Annotated in this window: 20 protein-coding genes and 1 pseudogene; 5 read left to right on the forward strand and 16 right to left on the reverse strand. The window is 66.0% G+C overall.

Features of this window, described 5'->3' with window-relative positions; translation table 11 throughout:
* Positions 1-94: pseudogene (locus ASF25_RS23825) on the forward strand (IS5/IS1182 family transposase); the annotation flags it as partial.
* Positions 95-290: 196 nt separating this feature from the next.
* Here the strand turns inward: ASF25_RS23825 and ASF25_RS20015 are convergent.
* Positions 291-2,255 carry an alpha/beta hydrolase domain-containing protein gene (locus ASF25_RS20015; RefSeq protein ID WP_056306582.1) on the reverse strand — a complete coding sequence of 655 codons (1,965 nt, stop codon included), beginning with the start codon at positions 2,253-2,255 and terminating at the stop codon, positions 291-293.
* Positions 2,256-2,823: 568 nt separating this feature from the next.
* Here ASF25_RS20015 and ASF25_RS20020 point away from each other — a divergent pair.
* Positions 2,824-4,392 (forward strand): integrase arm-type DNA-binding domain-containing protein, encoded by a 1,569-nt coding sequence (locus ASF25_RS20020; RefSeq protein ID WP_056306583.1) that lies wholly within the window; start codon positions 2,824-2,826, stop codon positions 4,390-4,392.
* On the opposite strand, the gene ASF25_RS20025 is transcribed toward ASF25_RS20020, so the two are convergent.
* Positions 4,374-4,595, reverse strand: coding sequence for a hypothetical protein (locus ASF25_RS20025; protein WP_238206022.1), 222 nt, complete (start codon positions 4,593-4,595; stop codon positions 4,374-4,376). The two genes, ASF25_RS20020 and ASF25_RS20025, sit on opposite strands and share 19 nt — an antisense overlap.
* Before the next feature lie 234 nt (positions 4,596-4,829).
* On the opposite strand from ASF25_RS20025, the gene ASF25_RS20030 reads away from it, so the two are divergent.
* Positions 4,830-5,372: a metallophosphoesterase family protein gene (locus ASF25_RS20030; protein ID WP_018044271.1), complete on the forward strand. Its 543-nt coding sequence runs from the start codon at positions 4,830-4,832 to the stop codon at positions 5,370-5,372.
* A gap of 3 nt (positions 5,373-5,375) precedes the next feature.
* Here the strand turns inward: ASF25_RS20030 and ASF25_RS20035 are convergent, their stop codons facing one another.
* The 4 genes from ASF25_RS20035 to ASF25_RS20050 all read right to left on the reverse strand — a co-directional run bounded on the left by ASF25_RS20035 (position 5,376) and on the right by ASF25_RS20050 (position 7,935).
* The gene (locus ASF25_RS20035) at positions 5,376-5,840 is read right to left on the reverse strand and encodes a hypothetical protein (RefSeq protein WP_018044272.1); all 465 of its coding nucleotides are present in this window, start codon (positions 5,838-5,840) and stop codon (positions 5,376-5,378) included.
* Between the two features lie 562 nt (positions 5,841-6,402).
* A complete protein-coding gene (locus ASF25_RS20040) occupies positions 6,403-7,032 on the reverse strand; it encodes a hypothetical protein (RefSeq protein ID WP_018044273.1) in 630 nt (209 codons plus the stop codon).
* A 76-nt stretch (positions 7,033-7,108) separates the two neighbouring features.
* A complete protein-coding gene (locus tag ASF25_RS20045; protein ID WP_056306584.1) occupies positions 7,109-7,522 on the reverse strand; it encodes a hypothetical protein in 414 nt (137 codons plus the stop codon).
* A complete protein-coding gene (locus ASF25_RS20050) occupies positions 7,522-7,935 on the reverse strand; it encodes a hypothetical protein (RefSeq protein ID WP_056306585.1) in 414 nt (137 codons plus the stop codon). The genes ASF25_RS20045 and ASF25_RS20050 overlap by 1 nt, the downstream gene beginning before the upstream one ends.
* Before the next feature lie 767 nt (positions 7,936-8,702).
* Here ASF25_RS20050 and ASF25_RS20055 point away from each other — a divergent pair.
* Positions 8,703-9,275 (forward strand): hypothetical protein, encoded by a 573-nt coding sequence (locus ASF25_RS20055; RefSeq protein WP_244473117.1) that lies wholly within the window; start codon positions 8,703-8,705, stop codon positions 9,273-9,275.
* A 64-nt stretch (positions 9,276-9,339) separates the two neighbouring features.
* Positions 9,340-9,939: a hypothetical protein gene (locus ASF25_RS20060; RefSeq protein WP_056306587.1), complete on the forward strand. Its 600-nt coding sequence runs from the start codon at positions 9,340-9,342 to the stop codon at positions 9,937-9,939.
* A gap of 123 nt (positions 9,940-10,062) precedes the next feature.
* Here the strand turns inward: ASF25_RS20060 and ASF25_RS20065 are convergent, their stop codons facing one another.
* The 10 genes from ASF25_RS20065 to ASF25_RS22345 all read right to left on the reverse strand — a co-directional run bounded on the left by ASF25_RS20065 (position 10,063) and on the right by ASF25_RS22345 (position 18,405).
* Positions 10,063-10,317 carry a hypothetical protein gene (locus tag ASF25_RS20065; RefSeq protein WP_056306588.1) on the reverse strand — a complete coding sequence of 85 codons (255 nt, stop codon included), beginning with the start codon at positions 10,315-10,317 and terminating at the stop codon, positions 10,063-10,065.
* Positions 10,318-10,777: 460 nt separating this feature from the next.
* Complete coding sequence (locus ASF25_RS20070; protein ID WP_200927326.1) at positions 10,778-12,082, reverse strand: terminase gpA endonuclease subunit; 1,305 nt, start codon at positions 12,080-12,082, stop codon at positions 10,778-10,780.
* Positions 11,991-12,782 carry a phage terminase large subunit family protein gene (locus ASF25_RS23830; protein WP_162239285.1) on the reverse strand — a complete coding sequence of 264 codons (792 nt, stop codon included), beginning with the start codon at positions 12,780-12,782 and terminating at the stop codon, positions 11,991-11,993. Before ASF25_RS23830 ends, ASF25_RS20070 begins: the two co-directional genes overlap by 92 nt.
* 8 nt (positions 12,783-12,790) lie before the next feature.
* Complete coding sequence (locus ASF25_RS23015; RefSeq protein WP_056306591.1) at positions 12,791-13,045, reverse strand: hypothetical protein; 255 nt, start codon at positions 13,043-13,045, stop codon at positions 12,791-12,793.
* Positions 13,042-13,434: a hypothetical protein gene (locus ASF25_RS20085; protein WP_056306592.1), complete on the reverse strand. Its 393-nt coding sequence runs from the start codon at positions 13,432-13,434 to the stop codon at positions 13,042-13,044. Before ASF25_RS20085 ends, ASF25_RS23015 begins: the two co-directional genes overlap by 4 nt.
* Positions 13,435-13,536: 102 nt before the next feature.
* Positions 13,537-14,028 (reverse strand): hypothetical protein, encoded by a 492-nt coding sequence (locus ASF25_RS23310; protein ID WP_210168835.1) that lies wholly within the window; start codon positions 14,026-14,028, stop codon positions 13,537-13,539.
* Positions 14,029-14,090: 62 nt separating this feature from the next.
* Positions 14,091-14,303 carry a hypothetical protein gene (locus tag ASF25_RS20095; protein WP_056306594.1) on the reverse strand — a complete coding sequence of 71 codons (213 nt, stop codon included), beginning with the start codon at positions 14,301-14,303 and terminating at the stop codon, positions 14,091-14,093.
* Positions 14,304-14,333: 30 nt separating this feature from the next.
* Positions 14,334-14,828: a ParB/Srx family N-terminal domain-containing protein gene (locus ASF25_RS23130; protein WP_056306595.1), complete on the reverse strand. Its 495-nt coding sequence runs from the start codon at positions 14,826-14,828 to the stop codon at positions 14,334-14,336.
* A gap of 1,099 nt (positions 14,829-15,927) precedes the next feature.
* Entirely contained in the window at positions 15,928-17,598 is a 1,671-nt protein-coding gene (locus tag ASF25_RS20110) for a hypothetical protein (protein WP_238254266.1), read from the reverse strand.
* 591 nt (positions 17,599-18,189) lie between these two features.
* On the reverse strand, positions 18,190-18,405 hold the full coding sequence (locus ASF25_RS22345; protein WP_082479311.1) for a hypothetical protein: 216 nt from the start codon (positions 18,403-18,405) through the stop codon (positions 18,190-18,192).
* Between the last annotated feature and the right edge of the window lie 1,034 nt (positions 18,406-19,439).

The following is a 19,439-nucleotide window of genomic DNA, read 5'->3' on the forward strand; positions in this document are numbered from 1 at the left end:
CGAGCGCTATCCCAGCACGCTCGCAGATCTCCACATCGTCGCCTTCGTCTGCCTCATGCTCAAACAGGCCGCTCAACTCGCGGCCGGTTCATAACAGCCTCTAGTTCAGGCGGATCAACGACTCGGTCGAAGGCTGGGAGGTCAACCCTCTTGGGGCGGTGGCAAGCCTGGAAGCCTGCCGTCCCAGCCTGAGAATGGCCGGCCTCAACCAAGTCGAGATCTGCCCGACCGTTCAGTCGTGGCGAGCTCTGCGGGCCGCCACCGCTGCAGTGGGGCTCGGCCTCGACCGGCTAGGGCACTGCTTCCTGCCGTGCCGCTGCGATCAGGCGATCGCCGTCCTCTCGAAGCAAGAGGCGATCCGACACGAGGGCGTCGACGGATTTCGTGACGGCCGCGACGTAGGCGTCCGGATCGGCGTAGCGCTCTTCGATCGAGGGGCGCGGATCCCCGGTCGCCACCCGCTCCGCCCGGGTGCGTGCGAAGGGGAGCTGGCTGCCTTCGCGGTCACAGAGGACACCCGCTGGAAACGGATCGGCATAGAGGTTCCAGCCCGTAAAGGTCGCGCGCGGCGCCGCCACGGCGGGAAGGCGGATGCCTGCCACATCGTTTCCGTCCGCATCGACGCGCGGGACGAGGGGCCGGTACTGCGGCCCGCTCTCGGGCCGCGGATCGACATAGGTGTCGAACCGCGCGAGGGCGTTCGGCGCCGTCGGAACAGGCACTCCGACGAGGAACGGAAAGCCGATGCCGGCGGCCTCGACCAGGGTGCCGTCCGACAAACGGGGGACGCGGCTGTCCGGCGGGGTCTTGCCGGACGTGACCCAGTCCTCGAGGGCTACGAGGAGCGCTCGGACCGCCGGGGCCGGGTTGAGGGTGCTGCGCGGGTTGGTGCACGCTCCCTTGGTCGAGGCCAGACCGGCGCGGCCGTAATGAAAGCCGCTCGAGACCAGAAAGGCACGCGCCGTGTCCGGCAGGGGCACGTCGGTGCGGCCGAGGGGATCTGTCGTCAGCAGCGAGGCACCCTTCTGCCAGTACTCGGTGCCGGTGTTCACCTCGATCAGGAGGGGATCGAAGCCGTCGCCGCGTGGGAGCGCGCCGGTTCGTCCCGTGACAGGGTCGTGCTGCTGAGCGGCGGAGAACGGGAAAGCGTTCTCCGGGTAGAAGTGGTCCTCGTGTTGCGTGTTGGTGCGCGAGGGCTGGCCGAAGCGGGCATTGAGAAAGATGCCGCCGACTCCCGCGATGTGCGACAGCACGCCGTCGAAGACCCGGCGGCCGGCCTCGTCGCGGTTGAAGCCTTGATGGATGAAATCGCGCAGGTAGCGCCCGCTCTGCGAAACGCCGAGGGCGACGGCGTGGCGGATCGCGCCGGCGGCCGTGGCAACTCCGCCTTCGGGGGCGCCGCGCAGGTAGGCGACCACGTCGCGGGTGGCGGCGAAGCCGATGCCGAGCACCTTCGGTTCCGTGGCCGTGTAGGTGAACTGGTAGATGGATCCCGGGAGCGGCTTCGTACCCTTCGGAAGTAGCTCGAGCTGACGCGGCGTGACGTAGTGCCAGGCCTCGGCCGGCACCGGTCGGGGCGGATCGCTCTCCCGGCGGCGGACGGTGAGCTGCGCGTGCGTCTTGTCCGAGCTGGCCGTCCTGAACGTGAGGTAGAACGGGGCCTCGGCCGGCCCGCGCGTCGCGCTGACGAGCTCGTCGCGGACGGTCTCGACGATGGGTTTGCCGTTGCGCGTGGCGACGGGGACGTCGATGGCCATGCCGCCTTGCTGGCGCAGGGCGTCCGCCTCCCAGCCGGACCAGACGATGGTATCGCCCCGCCGGAGAACCAGGCCGGTCCCCGCATCGGCGGCGGTGCGTGGATCGTTGACGGCCTGCACCGCCTGGGCGGGGGCATCCAAGACCCAGTTGAACAGGAACTTGCGGCCGCGGTTCAGCACCTCGAACAGCAGCGTGCCGCTGCCGCGGGCGGGATCCTTGGGACGCAGGATGAAGAGGTCGGTTCTGTACTCGACAATTCCTCGGGCGTTCCGCGGCGCGAGCGCGATGTCGACGATGCCGGCGTTCGATGGATCTGCCGGATCGAGTTCGCCTCGGGCGGTCCCGACGAGACGCTCGTAGGCGCCGGCGGTTCCGAATTCCGCTCCCTCGGCGAATGGTTCGACCGTGGTGATGTCGATGCCGACGATGCGTGCCTGCGCGGGCGCAATCCAAAGCGCGCAGCCGAGCGTGGCGGCGATGGCGCGGCCAATCAGCATGTCCCCTCCCGAGCCCAGCTCTACGACGGCCGGTTCCCTTAGGAACCACGGCCCGGCTACGGCGTCGAGGGGCACGGTGAGGTGAGGTGCGCCTCCGACTGTTCATGGGCGGTGAGCGCGCTCTGGGCTGCCGGTGCCGAAGACGAGCGACCTGAGGGGCTTCCATTTCGCCCACAGAGCTGCCGTAGAAAGCCGAAACCCGGATTTCGCCAGGTGCCTCGGCGCAGATCGTCGTCGGGTGCGCTCTGCGCCGCGTCCCCTCCCCGTCTCAAGTCCCGAAACATCACGGCTATGTGAGCTGGGCCCGTGAGATAGTCCCGCGAACGGGGATGCCCAGTGGGCTAAGTGATTGGTGTCAAACGCGAAGGGAGTGGAGCGGGTACCGGGAATCGAACCCGGGTATTCAGCTTGGAAGGACGATCCCCCGGGCTTTCCGCCTCGCCACCTCCCCGGCGCTTCCCGCGCAAACCGTTAATCCTGCATGGCTTTTCCCGGTGGACCGTTCCCGGGGACTCTTGCGGCCGCGTTTCGGACGTGCGGTATCCATGCGGTATCCACGGAGACGGACATGGCGGCATCGCGGGGGACATACGCACGGGAGCGGGCGCGGCTGACGGCGGAGCACCTGAAGAAGGCGCGCCGGATGATCGATAGCGGGACCGTCCCCGGCCGCGGGATCGACTTCTGCGACGACGCCTTCCCGGGGCTCGTGCTCCGCGTGACGCCGGCGGCCGGCAACTGGATCCTCAAGCTCCGCATGTCGACCCTCCGCCTCGGGGACATGGCTTCCGTCTCGGTCGCCGCGGCGCGTGAGGCGGCCGCCCGGGCCCGGCTGGACGTGAAGGATGGGCGGGACCCCCGGCAGGACGTCGCCGTCTACGCGCATGCCATGGTCACGACCGGCGGCGACCACGAGACCTCGGCGGACGCGGCTTGGCCGGTGGAGGTAGAACGGCAGAGCGACGAGGACCGGCGGCGGCACGGCCCGTGGGAATGGCGGGACCTCGTCGATCTGTTCCTTGAGGAGAAGCGGCCGGACCTCGACCCTGGGTACTTCCCCGCATACGCTTCGTACCTGCGCCACAAGGCATTCGACCGGATCGCCCGCCGCCCCGTCCGTGAGGTCACGGCCACCGACCTGCAGGGTATCCGGAACGAGATCATCGCCGCGAACTCGCGCAGCGCGGCCGCCCGGGCCGTACGCCAGGGACGGGAGATGCTCGACTGGGCCTGGTCGAACCATAGCGGCGTGTCCGGCATGGCGAAGGCGACTGAGAAGTGGCCGCTCTGGCGAGACCAGTGGACGATCCGATACAAGCCGGGCAAGCGCAGGCACGCGCCCGAGATCGACGAGCTCGCCCGGACCCTGGCCGTCGCGGAGAGATACCGGACACTCGGTCAGACGGAACACGCGACCGCGCCGGGCACTCTAGCGATGCTGTGGTTCACTGTCCTCACGGGCCAGCGCACGGGCGCCGTCGCGGAGACCGCACGGTTGGACGTTGCCCCCATCCCCGAGGACGCCGGCGTGCCGGGACCGGGTTGGCGCGCCGTGACATGGAGCGCCGGGGTCATGAAGGAAGATCGCCCGTTTGTGCTCCCCCTCCCCCCGGGCGCCTGGTACGTGATCGACCGGGTGCTTGCCGAGGATCCCGACCGTGAGACGAATCGCTGGCTTTTCCCGTCGATCCGGGGGGACGGCCATGTCGGCCAGGGTGCCCTGAACGCGCTCCTCTACCGGCTGCGGGGGAAGAAGGTGACGGGGTCGACGGTCACCGCGCGGCCGCTGGTCGATTATTTCGGGATCCACGGCATCCGGCCTTGGACGCTGCATGACGTCCGCCGGGCGATCACGACGTTCCTCTCGGACCATCGCCTGGGCGGGGCCGCGTCCGCGATCCTGGACCACGAGGCCGGAGTGACCGAGGACGAGCGCGACCGCCGCTCCGCCGTCACGCGCCTTCACTACGACCGGAGCCAACGGATACCCCTCAAGTCGGAGGGCATGGCCCTGTGGGTCGATGCGGTGCTGGAGGCCTACGAGAACGAGCGGGCCGCGCTGGCCGCGCTGCCGGCACCGGTCACGAGGGAACGCACGAAGCGAGGCCCCGGGAGGGCTCAGCCAACCGCCCCCTGACCCTGCCGGGCGCGTCGTTCAGGTCCCAGCTTGCGGGCGAGATCCGCTGGCTTGCCCGCCCGCACGAAACCCCGGCTGACCTGTCGGTCCACGGCCGCGAGCTCCTGGAGGGCATCGCCCAGGGCCCGGCGCAGGGCATCCCGCGCGTCACCGTCGCAGGCATCCAGATAGGCGCGTTCCATCTCGTCCACGACTGTCTCCATCGATTCGCTCATGAGAACGAATGAAGAACAAACGAGGCCGGGAGTCGATCCCAAATTGAGGCCAGGGATTTCTTTACCCTGCGCAAACGTCGCGCTTGCCCACCTCTCGGCGAGCTGCGATCGTCCAGATTCACCCCGCCCCCGAGGCCTCCCCCATGTCGCGAAAAACCCGGGCATTCGCCCCCCTTCCCGTCACCTGAGGAGGACCTGAGCGCGCGCGCCGGCCTCCATTTTATGGAGGCCGTCATGGCCAACTTCATCACTGCGGACACCCATTTCGGGCATGCCTCAATTCTTCATGGTCTGCGCCCTGGGTTCGCCAGTATAGAGGAGCACGATGCGATGCTCATCGAGGCCTGGAACTCGACCGTCCAGCCCGGGGACACGGTCTACCATCTCGGCGATTTCGCGCTCTCGACGCCCGAGTATGCCGGCAAGATTTTCCGGAGATTGAACGGCCGCAAGATCCTCATCGCCGGGAATCATGACCGCAAGAATCGCAAGCTCGGTTGGGCGGAGCAGCACGACGGGATCAGGGAGATCTCCGTCGAGGACCGCCACGTCGTGCTCTGCCACTACCCCATGCGTTCGTGGCCGCGTGCCTATCGGGGGTCGCTCCACCTCTTCGGGCACACGCATGGGCTCTTGCCCGGCACGACCCAGTCACAGGATGTCGGGGTCGACGTGTGGTCGTACCGCCCGGTGACCCTCAGCCAGATCCTCGAACGCATGGCCGCGAGTGACACGCAGCCGGAGGAACGCGTCCTCACACGGTGACAGCTACACACAGATGCCCTCTAGCCCCTCCAGGGCCTCCTCGTCCTCGGCGGTCAGGTCGAGGGGGGCTGGCTCGGGAGGGAGCCAGGCCAGGTGCCTGTCCGCTGGCGTCTTGCCATGCCAGGTGGGCACGACCACAGTCGCATCGTAGATCGCCCAAAATCGACGGAGCGCCACTTTCGCACTGCCGCCCTGCACGAGAAATTCGATTTCACCGCTCGGACCGGGCACGTATGACCAGGCAAACCAGCCCTCCGTCGGCGGCCGGTCGCGATGTCGTTTCGAGATCCAGGAACCCCTTGCGAGCCATACGCCGTCACTGCCCTCCTGGGGACCGACGGCCGACATCGGATAGATCGTGCTCGACGGCGGGGGGTGATGCAGGCCCCGGCGGACAATGACGGTAAGGAACCCCGGGCCGGGGACGATGCAAATGATGTCGGGCCACACACACGCGTCGCCGGGCATGTGATGCCTGCCGCTTTCAATGACGTACCGCAGAGGCCGGCCGAGCCATCTCGACAAACCGGGGAGTGCGAGCCTGCAAATTAAATTCAGGCGCCGCTCCGGCCCTTCCAGCGGGCGTGTCAGTGAATGCCGCTCCCGCCATGGACAGTTCTGTATACCATGGTAGAATGTCATAGGATACAAACGTACAAATTCACTTCTCAATGTAGTTATACGTACTCGCAGACGATTGAATCGATGTCTCAGGCGACCCTTGGTCCAAGAATCGTCTTTATCAGATAATATAAAAGCAGATGCACGGACGAACTCGCGGTCCGCGATATCGAGGCCCGAGAACGCGTTTCGGCAAGCGTTTTGCCACTCCGCTTTCTTCTGAACCCTTGGTGGCGTCCAATATCTGGAAATGTATTTTGTGTAACTCGGGTCGTAAACATACGGATACATATTAGTCTTGGGCATGTGCGTTTGCGTTCCGCTTCAGAGCATGCCAGTTTTACGATCAAGCTCTGAACCAAGGCGGCTCCCTGGGCGCTCAAATGCGAGCGCCCAGGGTCATAGATGACTAACCCTGGGCGGCGTTGATGGGCCGCTGCAGGTCGGGGTCGGCCTTGTAATCGTAGCGTGCCCGGGTGCGGTGACGGGCATCGTAGAGTGCCCAAACGTCCCCCTCCTCACCCGTCCGCCCGTCACCCCCCAGGGCCGCAGCGATGGCGACCGCGGACGTCTCACCGGCACGGATGAGAGCGAGCGCCTCGTGGTAGCCGCTGCGGGGACCCGATGCTTCGCCCTCCGACCAATCACTGAGGCACTGCTTGTACGTCTCGAACTCGCGGGTCGAGAGCCTTGCCCAGCTCTCCTGGGCAATAGCCTGGAGGATGCGCTTCTCGTTGAGCGTCATGACAGAGGCCTTGCGGCCGCCCGGCAGGGTGTGGACATCCCTGGGGGCAAGGGTTGGGGCCTCAGAAACGTCGTCGGGCTCCTCGAATACGACCACCTTCACGGGCATCGCCCCAAGAGAATTGAACGCAGCGGCCGCAGGCCTGGCTTTCGGGACGATCTCGAAGCCGGCTTCAAACAAGCCTTCCATGATGACGGCGGCCCGGTACTCGTTCGAGCGGTTGTCGAAGCAGCGGTCGAGCGAGCCGCGAATGATGGCCTGCACGGGCCGGTGGTCGAAGGTCTTGATACGCATGATGCGTGGTCCTGTCGGTGAAAGGGCTGCGGGAAATGCGCCCCTAGCCGGGCGCCCAGGCCTCGAAATGCGGCGTCTAGATTCTGGTGGGTGCGCCCCGGGCTCCCGGCGGAAGCGGCGGCGGCGGCAGAGGCCGAGGCATCCCGGACGCGACCGGATCGGGGGACGGGCCATCCTCGGCAAGGAGATCGTCGAGGATCCCCACGACCACCGCACGCTCCTCGGGTGACCTGTTTGCGTCCAGGTCAACGCGTTCCTCGACGGGCTCGCCCGCGGCCTCGATCTCGCCGGCGAGGTGGAACAGGATGTTGCGGGCCATGTCGAGCAGGCGGGCATCTGCGTCATCCAGCGCAACCGCGAGATGCTCGCGCCGGATCTCCGGGATCTCTGGGTCGTCGATCAGGGCCCGCGCGGCGGCCCGTGCCTGCGTCAGGCGGGCCCGGACTTGGGCGAACCCGAGTCCCTGCAGGTTCTCGATGAGATCGCACATCAGACCCCCCCCTCCCGGCGGCGGAGCAGCGTCCGGCCGCGGCGGTCGCCGGGCAGACCAAGTTGCCCGGCGCGGCGGTAGAGCGTTTCGCGCGTGACACCCAGACCCTCGGCAGCATGCGAAATCGGGGCACGAGAGAGGACGATCTCTCGCATCACTTCATATGTGATCCGGGAGGGGCGACGGGGGATCCTCGTGCCGTGACGGTACGCGCACTGATGCACTGCTTGGATCGTCACGCCGAGCCGGTCCGCGACCTCTCGGACAGTCTCCCGGCCCTCACGCGCGCTCTCGACGTCTGGCAGCGTGACAACCGGCTGGCGCGGCTGAGATGTGAGCCCGAGGCCGCGGCAGTGGGTGGCGATGGTCTTCTCATCCCACCCCTCGCGCGCGGCGATCTGGCGGTAGGTCATCCCGAGATCGAGGTACTCCTCGCACCTCGATCTTGGGATCCGGCAAAATCGCTTGGGCCCTCTGAGGCCGTCTCGACGTACCTCACCCGTCGCGAGAGCCCTAGAGCTCTCAGTACCTGCCCAGCCGGCTCCCTCCGCCCCAGTAGCACGTCTGACACGTGCTGCGGCGAGAGCCCCGTCCGACGTGCCCAAGCGTCCTGCGAGCCGGCCCGGCGGCATGCCCCGCGAAGCAACGTTCGGACGTCCCCCTCCGTCAACTCGACCATCCATCCCATCCTCCGCGAATCCGCCGAGAATATTATATCGCAACCCATACGAGAATTTCCAGGGTCTCCCAAATTATGCCTTTGATGTTATACAACCAGAGCGATAGTTTCAGGCTTCTTGCCATTTGAACAACAGTTTCAACAACAGGCTGTTGTTCAAATCGTTGTCGAAATCGTGGTCCGGTGTTGTCGAAAGACCCTGATGGGTTTCGGTTGTGATACGAAATAGGATTGCTACATTACTCAGATCCGCAGATTCGAGGATCGCTCATGGCCCATACGACGCCGCCCCCCCCTTACGTGCAGCCGCCCGCTTGGTGGGGACTGGAGTGGCAGTCCGGGCAGCTGCACTACACGCGTGTTGGCCTGCGGTACCGCAGCCGAGCCGTCCGGACGCCTGAATGCCAAGAAGCGATGGCCGCGGGCGTGACTGATTTCTCAGCACTCGGCATCACGTGTGAGGGGCGAGACGTTTCGTTCTGGCAGGCGCCCGATCACGACATGGACGCCGTCCAAATCGCAATCGACGGCATCCCGGCCCGGGTCGCCGCCAGGGAGGCGACCCGGGCCGCAGCGGCGGCCGCGGAGGCGCAACGGATCGCCGATCTCGTTGCACGGGCACGGGACGAGGCGACGCGGTCACTCAAGGAGCGCGGATGGTCCTGGGCACGCCGGATTGACGTCGACGAGGCGCAGGGGCTCCTCCAGCGTCCGGACCTCGACGTCGCGGATGCAATGCGACTTCTGGCGATGGTCAAGCGCGCCGCGGCAAACGTGCTGAGGTCCGAGGACAAGGTCGCCCTGCTGCATCCACCCGAGCAGAATCTGGCCGCCCTGCCCGCGGTTCGGGAGGCCGCCCTGGCAGCTGTCCGACTGATCACCGCGGACGATCAAGACCGGGCCATGGTCCAAAATGACATCGGCTGGAGCAAGAGCACGACGCTCGATGGGCACGTCCTCGCCGCCTTGCCGGAGCTCGACGTGGCGCAGGCGAGTCACGCTCTCCGGCTTCTCCGCGTCCACCATAAGCAGCTGCCGCGGGCGGTCGTCGAGAGCCTCTTCGCGCCGGCCTGATTTGTCGATTGCGAGGCGACCCGGACAATCGAGATCGTCACCCCCCAGCACAGGACCACCGCCCATGAGCTTCCTCGCCCGTATCGCCGCCCTCGCCGCAGCCGCCATCGCCACCGTCTTCGCCCTCATCTTCGAGAGTGGCCGCTGGGTCCTCCGTGCGGTCCGGTCCGCAACGGGTGTCACGACCCCCGTCCTGCCCGCCACCGATGCGGCCGCGGCGTACCTCGATGCCCCCGCGCCCGCGGTTGCCCCGTCCCCGGCATGGGGCCCCGCTCCCCGCCACCAGGTTGGCGTGCCTCTCGTTTCCTACGCCCGGCACCTCGTCGCCGGGGGGCCAGCGGCGGACACGTCCACCCTCCCCGAGCCCATCCTGGCATGGGCTCGGGGCCTGTCGCATGCCGAGCTCGTGACGCTGGCTGCCGCCCTCCCGCACGAGGCGGAGGCTCACGTTTCAGGCGACCTCATCGAGGGCCTGCCCTCCCTCACCCGGGACGCCCGTCGTGAGACGACCCCGGCACCCGTTGCGGACACATCCGCGCCAAATGCGGACACATCCGCAAAATGGACGTGGACGCGTCCGCTTTCCGACCATCCTGAGGACATTGAGATCGCCAATTTGGTCAGCCTCGCTCTGGAGCGTGGCCGCCGTAGAAAGGTGGCCTGACACCCCCTCTCCCCGAATGCGAAAGGGCCCGCCGGTCATCCGGCGGGCCCTTTTTTCGTGGTCCGCAAATGGTCCAGATTCGGTCCGCAGGGGAAAGGCACAACCCCCCCTACGTCAGATTTCTTACAGCCGGCGGGCGAGGCGGAGGGCGCGGATTTCCGCCTGAGCCGCGGCGAGATCTCGGGAGAGCTCGGCTTCCCGACGGCGGGACGCGAGGAGAGCCTGCCCCAAGCGATGGACCGCGGTCTCGGCATCCGCGTCTGCCTGAGCCCATGCCTGCGCTTCACGACGCGCACGCTGGCCCGCCACGAGAGCGACGCCGACAGCCAGCATCCCGCCATGCATGCCGTGGTGGAGGTTGTCGGTCTGCCGGCTCATCGTCGATCCCCCTGCGTCCAGGCCCTCATAGATTCAGCTCCAGATCGCCCTGGCAAGGCGATCGTCACGCCAGAGTTACCGTTTCCCTGGGCTACGATGACCGCGGACGTGTCCGAGGATTGCTCAGGCGATAAGGGGCGCACCTACCCGTTACTCCTAGACAATGCATCGAAAATCCAAGGGGCCGCGGGCACCCGATTTTGGGGATGGCTCGTCGGTTTCACGGCGGGGTCGGACGATGCCGGCATGTTCCAGATCACCGTCAAAACCGACCCACCCGAGAAGGACGAGCTCGGCCCTGCCGACATCCGAGCGGCGCTCGTGGACAGCGTGAACTTGATCGCCAAGGCTGCCCGGCTTCACGTGACCGAAGCACTCCCCATCCACCTCGACCGACCCACTCCTTTCACGATGAAGGCCATCTGTCAGAGGTCGCCATCCTGGTCCCGTGCGGTCCGCGTCATTGCGGGCATGGGCAATGGGTCGCTGTCGGGCGTGCAACCGACAATTCCGGCACCCCCGCCGGAGCCCTCCTCCTCGCTCCAGCCTCCCCATGAGGATGCGATGCCGGCGAATGGATCCTCTTCCTTCGCGGGCTCGGGATTGGGTGAAATCGGAATCTGAGGGGGGGCTCATCCGCCTTCGGAGCGCGTTGGATGACCCGGATGCGCACATCCGCCCCCGCCGGCTCGGCGTCCTCGGTGCCACCGTAGATCATGGGTCTGACGATGTTGCTCATGACGTCCTCCTCGGCGACCGGGCGGGTATCGCCGGCCGCATGGCGCTCGCGGGCGAGGTTCCCCATCAAGAGGCGCATCTCGTCGGCGGCCTTCGCGAGGGCGCGGTCCTCACGGCCGTATTCGACATCGGACCAGGTCGACCACCCGATGAGCTCCGCCATCGCACGCGCGATGTTGCAGGTATCCAGGGCCTCGTGACGGGCGTCACCAATCGGGCGCCAAGCCATCTTCGGCCGGCCCCGGACCTTGAATTTGATCTCGACGTATTCCTCCGAGACAAGCTGCTCGACGAAGGCGAGATCGGTGTCCTGCGGAAGCTCGACATATCCCGGGGGGGTGTCCTCGCCCGGCGCCGGGCGAGGCAGGTTGAGTTGCCCCATGAGCTCCAATTTCAGATGCCCGACGCCCAGCGTCCAGTATTTGACGCCCTCCTCGGAGGACCACGTGCCGTCCGCCGACTGGAGCCTCCACTTGCTCTCCTTCAGGACGGGGGCGTCGATCTTCTCCGAGCCGCGGGACGCAGTGATCCAGTCCGGGTCCTGTCGCATGGCCCAGGGCATGACGACGTCGGGCCACTTGCCACGATCCACCCCCGCCCTGCGGATGGACAGCACGGCCCCGGACGGGTGCAGGTAGCGGCGATAGAGGAAAGCCTTCGCCCGGGCCCATAGCTCCGGGTCGGTGTAGCGGCCGCGCAGGCGCACGTGCTCGATGAGCCAGCGGCGGTTCTTCTTCCCGAACCCCCAGACACCGATCTCGATGTGGTCGATGCCGACGTCGATGCCGGCGCACAGGAAGTAGACCCCGGCCGGGACCTGACGCGAGACGTACCCCGAGCGGCGGGCCCAGATCGTCTCGGCGTTCGGGGTCTCGGTGACGTCGCTCCAAGGCAGGCCGTAGATCTGGTTCCAGACCGACTTGGAGAGCTCGTAGTTACCCTCGGCCTGCTCGATCTTCTTGGCGATGGCGGCCCATTCCCATCCCACGGGCGAGTAGAAGGCCGGCAGGTAGTAGGACCGGGGCATCCCCTCGGGGGCGTTCTCCACCTGGGGCACCCATACCCCGGCGCCCATCATAGCCGTCTTGTGCCGGGCCTCCATGATAGGCTTGCCGCACTCGGGGTTCTCGCAGACGAAATGCGCGCCCTCGTGTTCCCCCCTTCTCGAACCGGAATAGCTCCTTCGAGAAAACGGTCCGATGCCCACAACCATGCGGGCACGGCATGCGGTGGAGCCGCTGGTCGCCCCCCTTGAACAGAGGCTCGATGATGGTCCGGGACGAGAGCGTCGGGGTGCAGTTCGCGAACTCCTTGGCACGGCGCCCATAGGTCGTCAGGCGTCGCCGGGTCATCTCGACGGCGTTGCCCTGTCCCTTCAGGTCGGGGACGAACTCGTCGGGTTCCTCGTAGATGGCGTTCTTCGCTGGCATCGACTTGAGGGCGTTCGCCGAGTTGGCACCCGTCAGGCGCACCATGCCGTCCGGGAAGGTCTTGAGCCGGAGCGTGTTGCCCGAGTTCTTGCCGCGGTTCGGGGGGATTTTGGCCCGGGCCGGTGCGCACCCGTCGATGATCGGGTCGAGGCGCTGCTTCGAGTAGAGCTCGGCCATGGCGATGGTCGGGGCCACGACGAGGGTCGGGCCACCACCGACGGCGATGCAGTAGAGGAGGAAGACCAAGCCCGCTTGGCTGGCCCCGATCTGCGAGCCCTTCATGAGGATGGTCGTCATGACCGGGCTCATGGGGGCAGGTTGCTCAGGATCTCCCTGAGGTACGGCGTGCGGCTGCTGTCGTAGGCTCCGGCCTCGGCCGCCGAGATGGCTGGCAGGATCACGTTGCCGTCGCGGTCGGCCCATTCCCACACCGTCTCGCGCGGGTCCGGGGCGGCTCCGGTGCACCAGGCCTCGATGACGGCCTCGGCCCCGTCGAAGCCCAGAAGGCTAGAGAGGTCGATGTCCTCGCTGGCGAGGGGCTGTGTGAGGGCCAGGTTCACTTCAGAACCCTGCGCAGGCCGGTCTCGCGACCGAGGGCGCCCACGGGGCCGCGGCGGAAGGTGAAACCCGAGGCGGCCGCCACCAGGTCGACACCGAGGGTCCGTCCGGCCAATGCCAGCACCAGGCGGTTCGGGGAGGCCTCCGGCACCGCGGCACGAACCAGGGCGCACGCCTCGACGGGATCCCGCCCCCGGGCCGCGAGGGCAACGATGGCCAGCGCGGGAGATCGGGACAGGCCGTCGTGACAGTAGATCAGGAGGTTGCCGTGAGACCTGGCAACGAAGTCTAGGAACACGGCAACCTGAAGCTCGGTGAACGCATCCCGTGCCCCCGGGGACGGGGCCTCGACGTCACGGAAGCACAGTCGCAGGTGAGGCCGCGAGGCCATGGCCTGGGGGGTCCGACCCCGGGGAGAAGACGGAGACGACGGCATCGGGATCCAGGAGGCGAATGGCGCCGGCCGCCACCGCTAGGGAGCAGGTGGCGAGCCTCACTTGAGCGCCACCTTGATGCGGTCGATGGACGTCTCGACGTATCTCCGGAGGTACCGGGTCAGGACCTCGTAGAGCACGTGAGGGTCGACCCCGAGCTCGGCCGCCATCTCGGCGTAGTGCCGGTCGATGAACCCGAACAGCCCGTCCCGGAATGCGCGGGCAAGGGTCGTGACGAGGGCCAGGGTCGGGGCCCTCTCGATGGACGACGCCTCGTCCTTCTTCCGCTTGATCTGTTCGCGCTTCGCCTTCTCGAACGTCCAGAACGCCCGGGCCTTGGTCACGTCTGGACCCGCTGCGGCGGGGGCCGGCATTGATGCCGAGGGCTCCGCGTCGGACGCATGGGCCGCGACGGCCGTCTGGGCACCAGGCCGCTCCCGCTGCATGGCCCGGTCGACGTTGGCCGAGTACAAGGCTTTAGCCTTGTCCGGATCGAACAGGCCGCCCGGGAGCTTGGCGCCCACGAGGCGGGTGTCCTTGAGCTTGCGCACAGCCCCCTCGGATATCCCGAGGACCTTGGCCAGTGCGCGTCCTGAGACCCCGGCGGCCATGGTCAGTCAGCCTTCATCCGGGCCTTCTGGGCCTTGGTGTCCTGGCGCTTGAACTCGATGCCCAGCGAGGTGGCCTTCGCCTTGAAGGTCACGCCTCCGCCGGCGAGGGAGGCCTCTCCCTTGTTCTGCCTCTCCCAGGCCAGGATGAGGGTGTCCGCGGCCCTGAGGTCGTTGGCACTGGCCCCGGCGATGGTGAACCGGTGGGGACCCAACATCCATGTCTCACCCGCCCGGCACACGCTGGGCTAGTCCGTCACCTGGATGTCCCGGGCCTCCTCGGCCTCCGGTGGCGGCGCCAGGATCTCCGCGTAATCCCTGAGCTCCTGCTCCCCGAACCCGAGGTCACCCAACTCGAATTCAAGCTCGCCAGCGTCGATGCTCTCCTGGAGGGACTGGAGCTCCTTCGCGAGCATGGTCTCGTCCCATCCGGCGTTGAGGGCGATCCGGTTGTCGGCCAGCACCAGGGCCGCGCGCTTCGCCTCGGACAGGCCGGTGACGCGGATCACGGGTACCTCGTCCATCCCGATGCGCATGGCCGCGGCGAGGCGCCCGTGCCCAGCGATGACCACGTCGTGCTCGTCCACGAGGAGAGGCTGCGTGAACCCGAAGCGCTCGATGGCGGCTCCGATCTGGGAGATTTGGGTGTCCGAGTGCGTACGCGCGTTGCGGTCGTAGCCGCGCAAGGTACGCACGGCTGCGAACTGGATCTCTGCGTACCTGAGACGGACGTCGGTGCGCACCCGTAACCCTCTGATCATCCAGGCGGTACGCGGGGTGCGTACCCAAAAATTTCTGGTGTGTGCCGGGCCAGCCTTCGGACCCGCGACTCCTGCTTTCGAACCCTCCAGGAGGGACCCACTCCACCCCCCCCTATCTGGCCCTTTGTCGCGGGGTTCTCGGGAAGGGATGCCCTCCCGTCGCCCCCCCTTAGGAGGGGTCAGGGAGGGCGAGGCAGTGCGGACCAGCGCACGAATGGGATCCTGCCCCGGGGCCGTGCAACGGACGATCCCAGGCCCTCCGAGGCCTCCGGGTACGCAGGGCATCGAAACCGCCAACGGGCATGCCCCTGCATGAAATCGTGCAGGGGTGAGGGACGGAGTGCGGATCATCCCTTGGGCATAGGGATGCCCTTGGGCTACGCCCCTGACCCGTCTTGAGGGGGCGCGAGACGAGCCACCAAGGCCGCACGTATCGCCTCCGTCTGAAGGGGCACGCCACCGCTATCGCGTCCCCGGAGACCCCGTAGGGCGAGGCGGAGGACCTCCCTGGCATCCACGACGCTAGCCACCAGGGGCTCCCCCGGTCGGTTCCCGACCGCGTTGGCGCAGGCCAGGAGAACGTCCCGAAGGGCGTCGACGATAGCCGCATCGAGTTGGCGAGGGTCAGGCGCGCCTGCCTCGCGAAGGGCCTGACGGGCGGCGCGTTTCCTCGCCCGGTCCGCATCACGACGGGTCGCCTTCGAGGCAGGGAGGGATGGGTTCAAGGGGATGCCGGCGGACATGCTCATAGGGTGCGCTCGACCCTGGCAAGCCACAACGAGAAACCCCGTCCTCCGTGGTGCGGGGGACGGGGTTTCGGGGGTTGAGGTGCAACGCCCGTCCCATGCGGAGACAGCTAAAAGATAGCGAATTCAGACGAATTGTACAAGGGGAGAAGCGACGTAACCTACGGTCCTGACAAGGAAAATGTCATCTCGGTTGGCTACCCCCCTGACAGCTTGGGAAGCTCTCCTGAGGCCTCCGGCCCCCGCAAGGTATAGGGTGACCCTAGAGGCTACGCCCCTATCCTACGAGGCTCTCCTAAGGCCTCCGGCCCCTATCCCTGAGGCTATCCTGAAGGCTACGCCCTGACCTCACTGAGGCATCCCCGAGGCCTCCGGCCCCTGACCGTGGAACCAGCTTTCCTCGGGCTACGCCCCCGCTTGAGGGAGGCTGTCTTGGGACCGATACGGTCGGGGACGATGTGCGTCGGGAAGGCACGAATTCCGGCTTCGTTCTCGTACGCACATACCGATTTCGCGATTGCACGAGCGTTAGCCTCTCGCCGCTCCCATGCCTCGAAAATCCCCTCACACCGCTCCTCAGACATCAAGATCCTCTCGGTCTTGATCTGGTACGCGATCATCGCCTCAAGCCTCTCCGCCGGGTCCCAGCGCAAGGGCCGAGGGGTAGGAGAAGCCACGGGCGAGACAGGAACGGAGACCGCCTCAGTCTTGACGACCTCAGGAGACGCGGAGGCGGAAGAACCCACGCAACACCCGGAACCAACCGCCCGCGCACCCCGCGCTCCCATATGTGGGGTGAATCCCCTCTTTCTTGAGGTCTGACAGGGGTTTATCTCGGCGCACGTCGCATCCATGACGTCGGCCATGATGGCGGTCACTCGGGGCCCCTTCGAGGCCTGCGTCACGAAAGAATCGTGCACCGGCAGCGCCGGTATGTTCTCCTTCTCGGACTTCTTGAGGACCTCGACGCACATCTCGCTCTCGATGTGCATCAGGCGGACCCCCATGTCGGCCCCGAGGAAATGGGCGATGGGCTCGTGCCGGTGCGTGACCGCTTTCATCAAGCCCTTCGTGTAGTCGAGGGAGTGCGGCCACTCGCCTGGGCTGTCCTCTTCCCGCTTCATGAGAGACAGGATGCCGCCGTAGGTCGTCCTCGTGTTCATGACGGTGAGGAGCGCCGCTTTGACGTGCCTCGGGTCGTACCCGTCCACGTCGTAGATTTCGCCGACGGGGACTTTCCCGGCCATGGCGTAGAGGAGCCTAGGGTGACAGGCGCTCCAGTCTTCCTCGAACGCCACCTCGCCATTGATGAGGAGCTCGATGCGTCGGGCCTGGGGGAGCTGCTGCCACCAGCCGTACAGGCGCCCGTGCATGTCCCACCGGCCGCGGCCGTAGATCCGGACCATGATGGGCGCTGGCGTGGGGCGAAGGCCAACCCAGCCGCCGGTCTTCTCGGACCGGGCGCGGACGTGCCCCGGCGTGTGGAGCCATCCGTCGCCCTCGGGCATCTCGATGCGGATGGCGCTGGCGGCCTCGTTGCGGGCTTCCATGACCTTGCGCAGGCGCCGGGTGTTGTCCGTGTCAGTGTACGCCATGCGCTCGCCGTCGACGTCCCGGAGCTCGATGACCTCCCTTGGCCCGACATGCTCGAAAGGGCAGTCGTTGAAGGCGGCGATGAGCCGGTCGGTAGCCCGCATGCGTGACTGCCAGCCGTGCGAGGCGGGCCCGGGGAGCGCACGCTCTTCTTCGATCAAGCCGAGGTCCAGGAGCTCCTGCACCGCCGCCTTGACCCGGTCGTACGTGTACGCGGTCCCTTCGTACCGGGACAGGGGCTCGTAGAACCTTTTTGACCGCGAGTATGAGACCCAGCCGCCCTGGCCCGCGAGGGCGGCGCGGACGAGGCTCGTCATTATAGAGTTCCGGGCCTCAAGGGCCCGGGGGTGGCCTATCAGGCTGACGCCGGCGGCGGCGATGAAGGCAGGCTTGGTCCTCCAATGGAAGTCCAAGGGGAAGTCATGCCCCTGGGGGGGGCGATTGGTTCGGGGGGGCATTTTATCCGCATGGTGTCGACCGTGCGCGGCCCGGCACCTCTGCGAGCCCGCACATTCGAAACGTGCCCCCAGCTTAGGCATTTAACCAGTGTTCACAGGGGCCTAGCCTTAACGCCTGAGGTTAACGCGAGACTTACCCTACCTCCTCCCATGTCTTGCCCATACGAAGTCCGTTTTCTCCCATGACACGCCCATGAGTTTCAGTCTGCCTTCACTCTGAGACCCAGGGTGTTCGGGTATGCCCTGGCGGTCATCCAGGAGCCTTGGCGGGGTATGCAAATAAATATGGGATGATGCCATGATCCTTGAGGGCTCCCATGGGAGGTCCATCAATCTCCACGGCTTACCCATGAACACCATCGGGGAAATACGAATCGAGCAAGCCGCCCAAGGAAGGGACCCCAAGGGGGGGGTGATTTCGACAGCTCATAAACCGGCCGTTGAAGCGTTCGATGGTCGCTAAGTCGTGACAAGACAGGCGATGCCGCCGCCCTGCAGGCATGGAAAAAGCCCGGCGAGCTTTACAGCTTGCCGGGCTTGCTCTTTTCAGTCGGCCGCCGCCGCCGCCGCGAGGCGGATCAGACGATTGCGCGCGTAGACTTCGCGTGCACGCTCAAGCTTCCTAGCCTTTGCGGCCTGCCGGGCTGCCTCTTTCTCGGCTTTGATCTGTTCTTCGACATTGGCGTAACTTAGCCCGTCGGGGTTGAACAGGTCGTCGGTAAAGCGGTCGCGCGGCCGTTGCACTGCGGGCTCACTTCCCATGCCCAGGGGTCCTCCTGGCCCGAATTTGGGCCTAGTTATGCTTTTCCGGCGCCTCCATGACCTGGATGAAACTTCGCCCTATGTATCAGATGCATCTAAAGAGCTTATGTCAGGTAACGTGTAAAAATCTATTGTTTTCTTTATGAGGTGCTAACCTTGTCATCTAGTCGCAGGCGGCGGCGCCCTGGTGGGGGCACGTAGTTAGGTTGGCAAACAAGGGTTAGAACGGCTTGTCTCAATATGGTGGAAAAAGTGCAAATATAGACCGACATAACTTTAGATTAGCTCTGTTCCTCTTCTGATCTGGATAAAATTAATCGAGATGTAAATGATTGACACCGAATTATTTGGCGTTAAGCTATCTGAGGTCGTGTGAGGTTGATTTTTGTTATATTGGCGCCACCATTCGTCGATGCTTTCGCGCTAATCCGTCAACGACAGGAACCACTAGGCGTTCAGACATTCTCCCCGTGGGCGGCCGTTGAACAACTCGATATAGGCGGTGTCGGTTGGCTTGCTCGGTAGGGCGGTTGATCTCGAATCCCTTCAGGTGAGAAAGGTGATGTGCCTTCAACCTGCCTGCTGCTCCAAAGCGGTATCAGCGCGGACAGAATGGCGTCTCCGTGCTAAGTGATGCCGGCAGCGACGCTCTCCGCCATGCAGACACCGCAGGTTTGCGCTTCATCCAGCCAGTGATCGAACCCTGTGACATCTGATTTTATCGACGGCTGCTAGAAACAGTGGCTCGGGACGATCTGGCAGAACAAGCGGCTGAGATCGATGACCCTGGCTACATCAGTATGCGCCCAGGTCAGCCGCCGACGTCAATAAAGGGTGTATGTTGGCGTCGACAGGCGGTTCTGACGATTCCATAGTGTGGGCACACGGCTCTTTGAAACTGGCCCTTAACCGCCCCCGCCGAGGATGCAGCACCATACCCTTCCGCCATTCGTGCGGGCACATCCAGACGACTTACAGACCTCGGTCGCCGTCCCCCTTCACCATCATCACCAACTGCCGGCTGCGGCGATGCG

Source organism: Methylobacterium sp. Leaf100, assembly GCF_001422845.1.
Classification (GTDB): Bacteria; Pseudomonadota; Alphaproteobacteria; order Rhizobiales; family Beijerinckiaceae; genus Methylobacterium.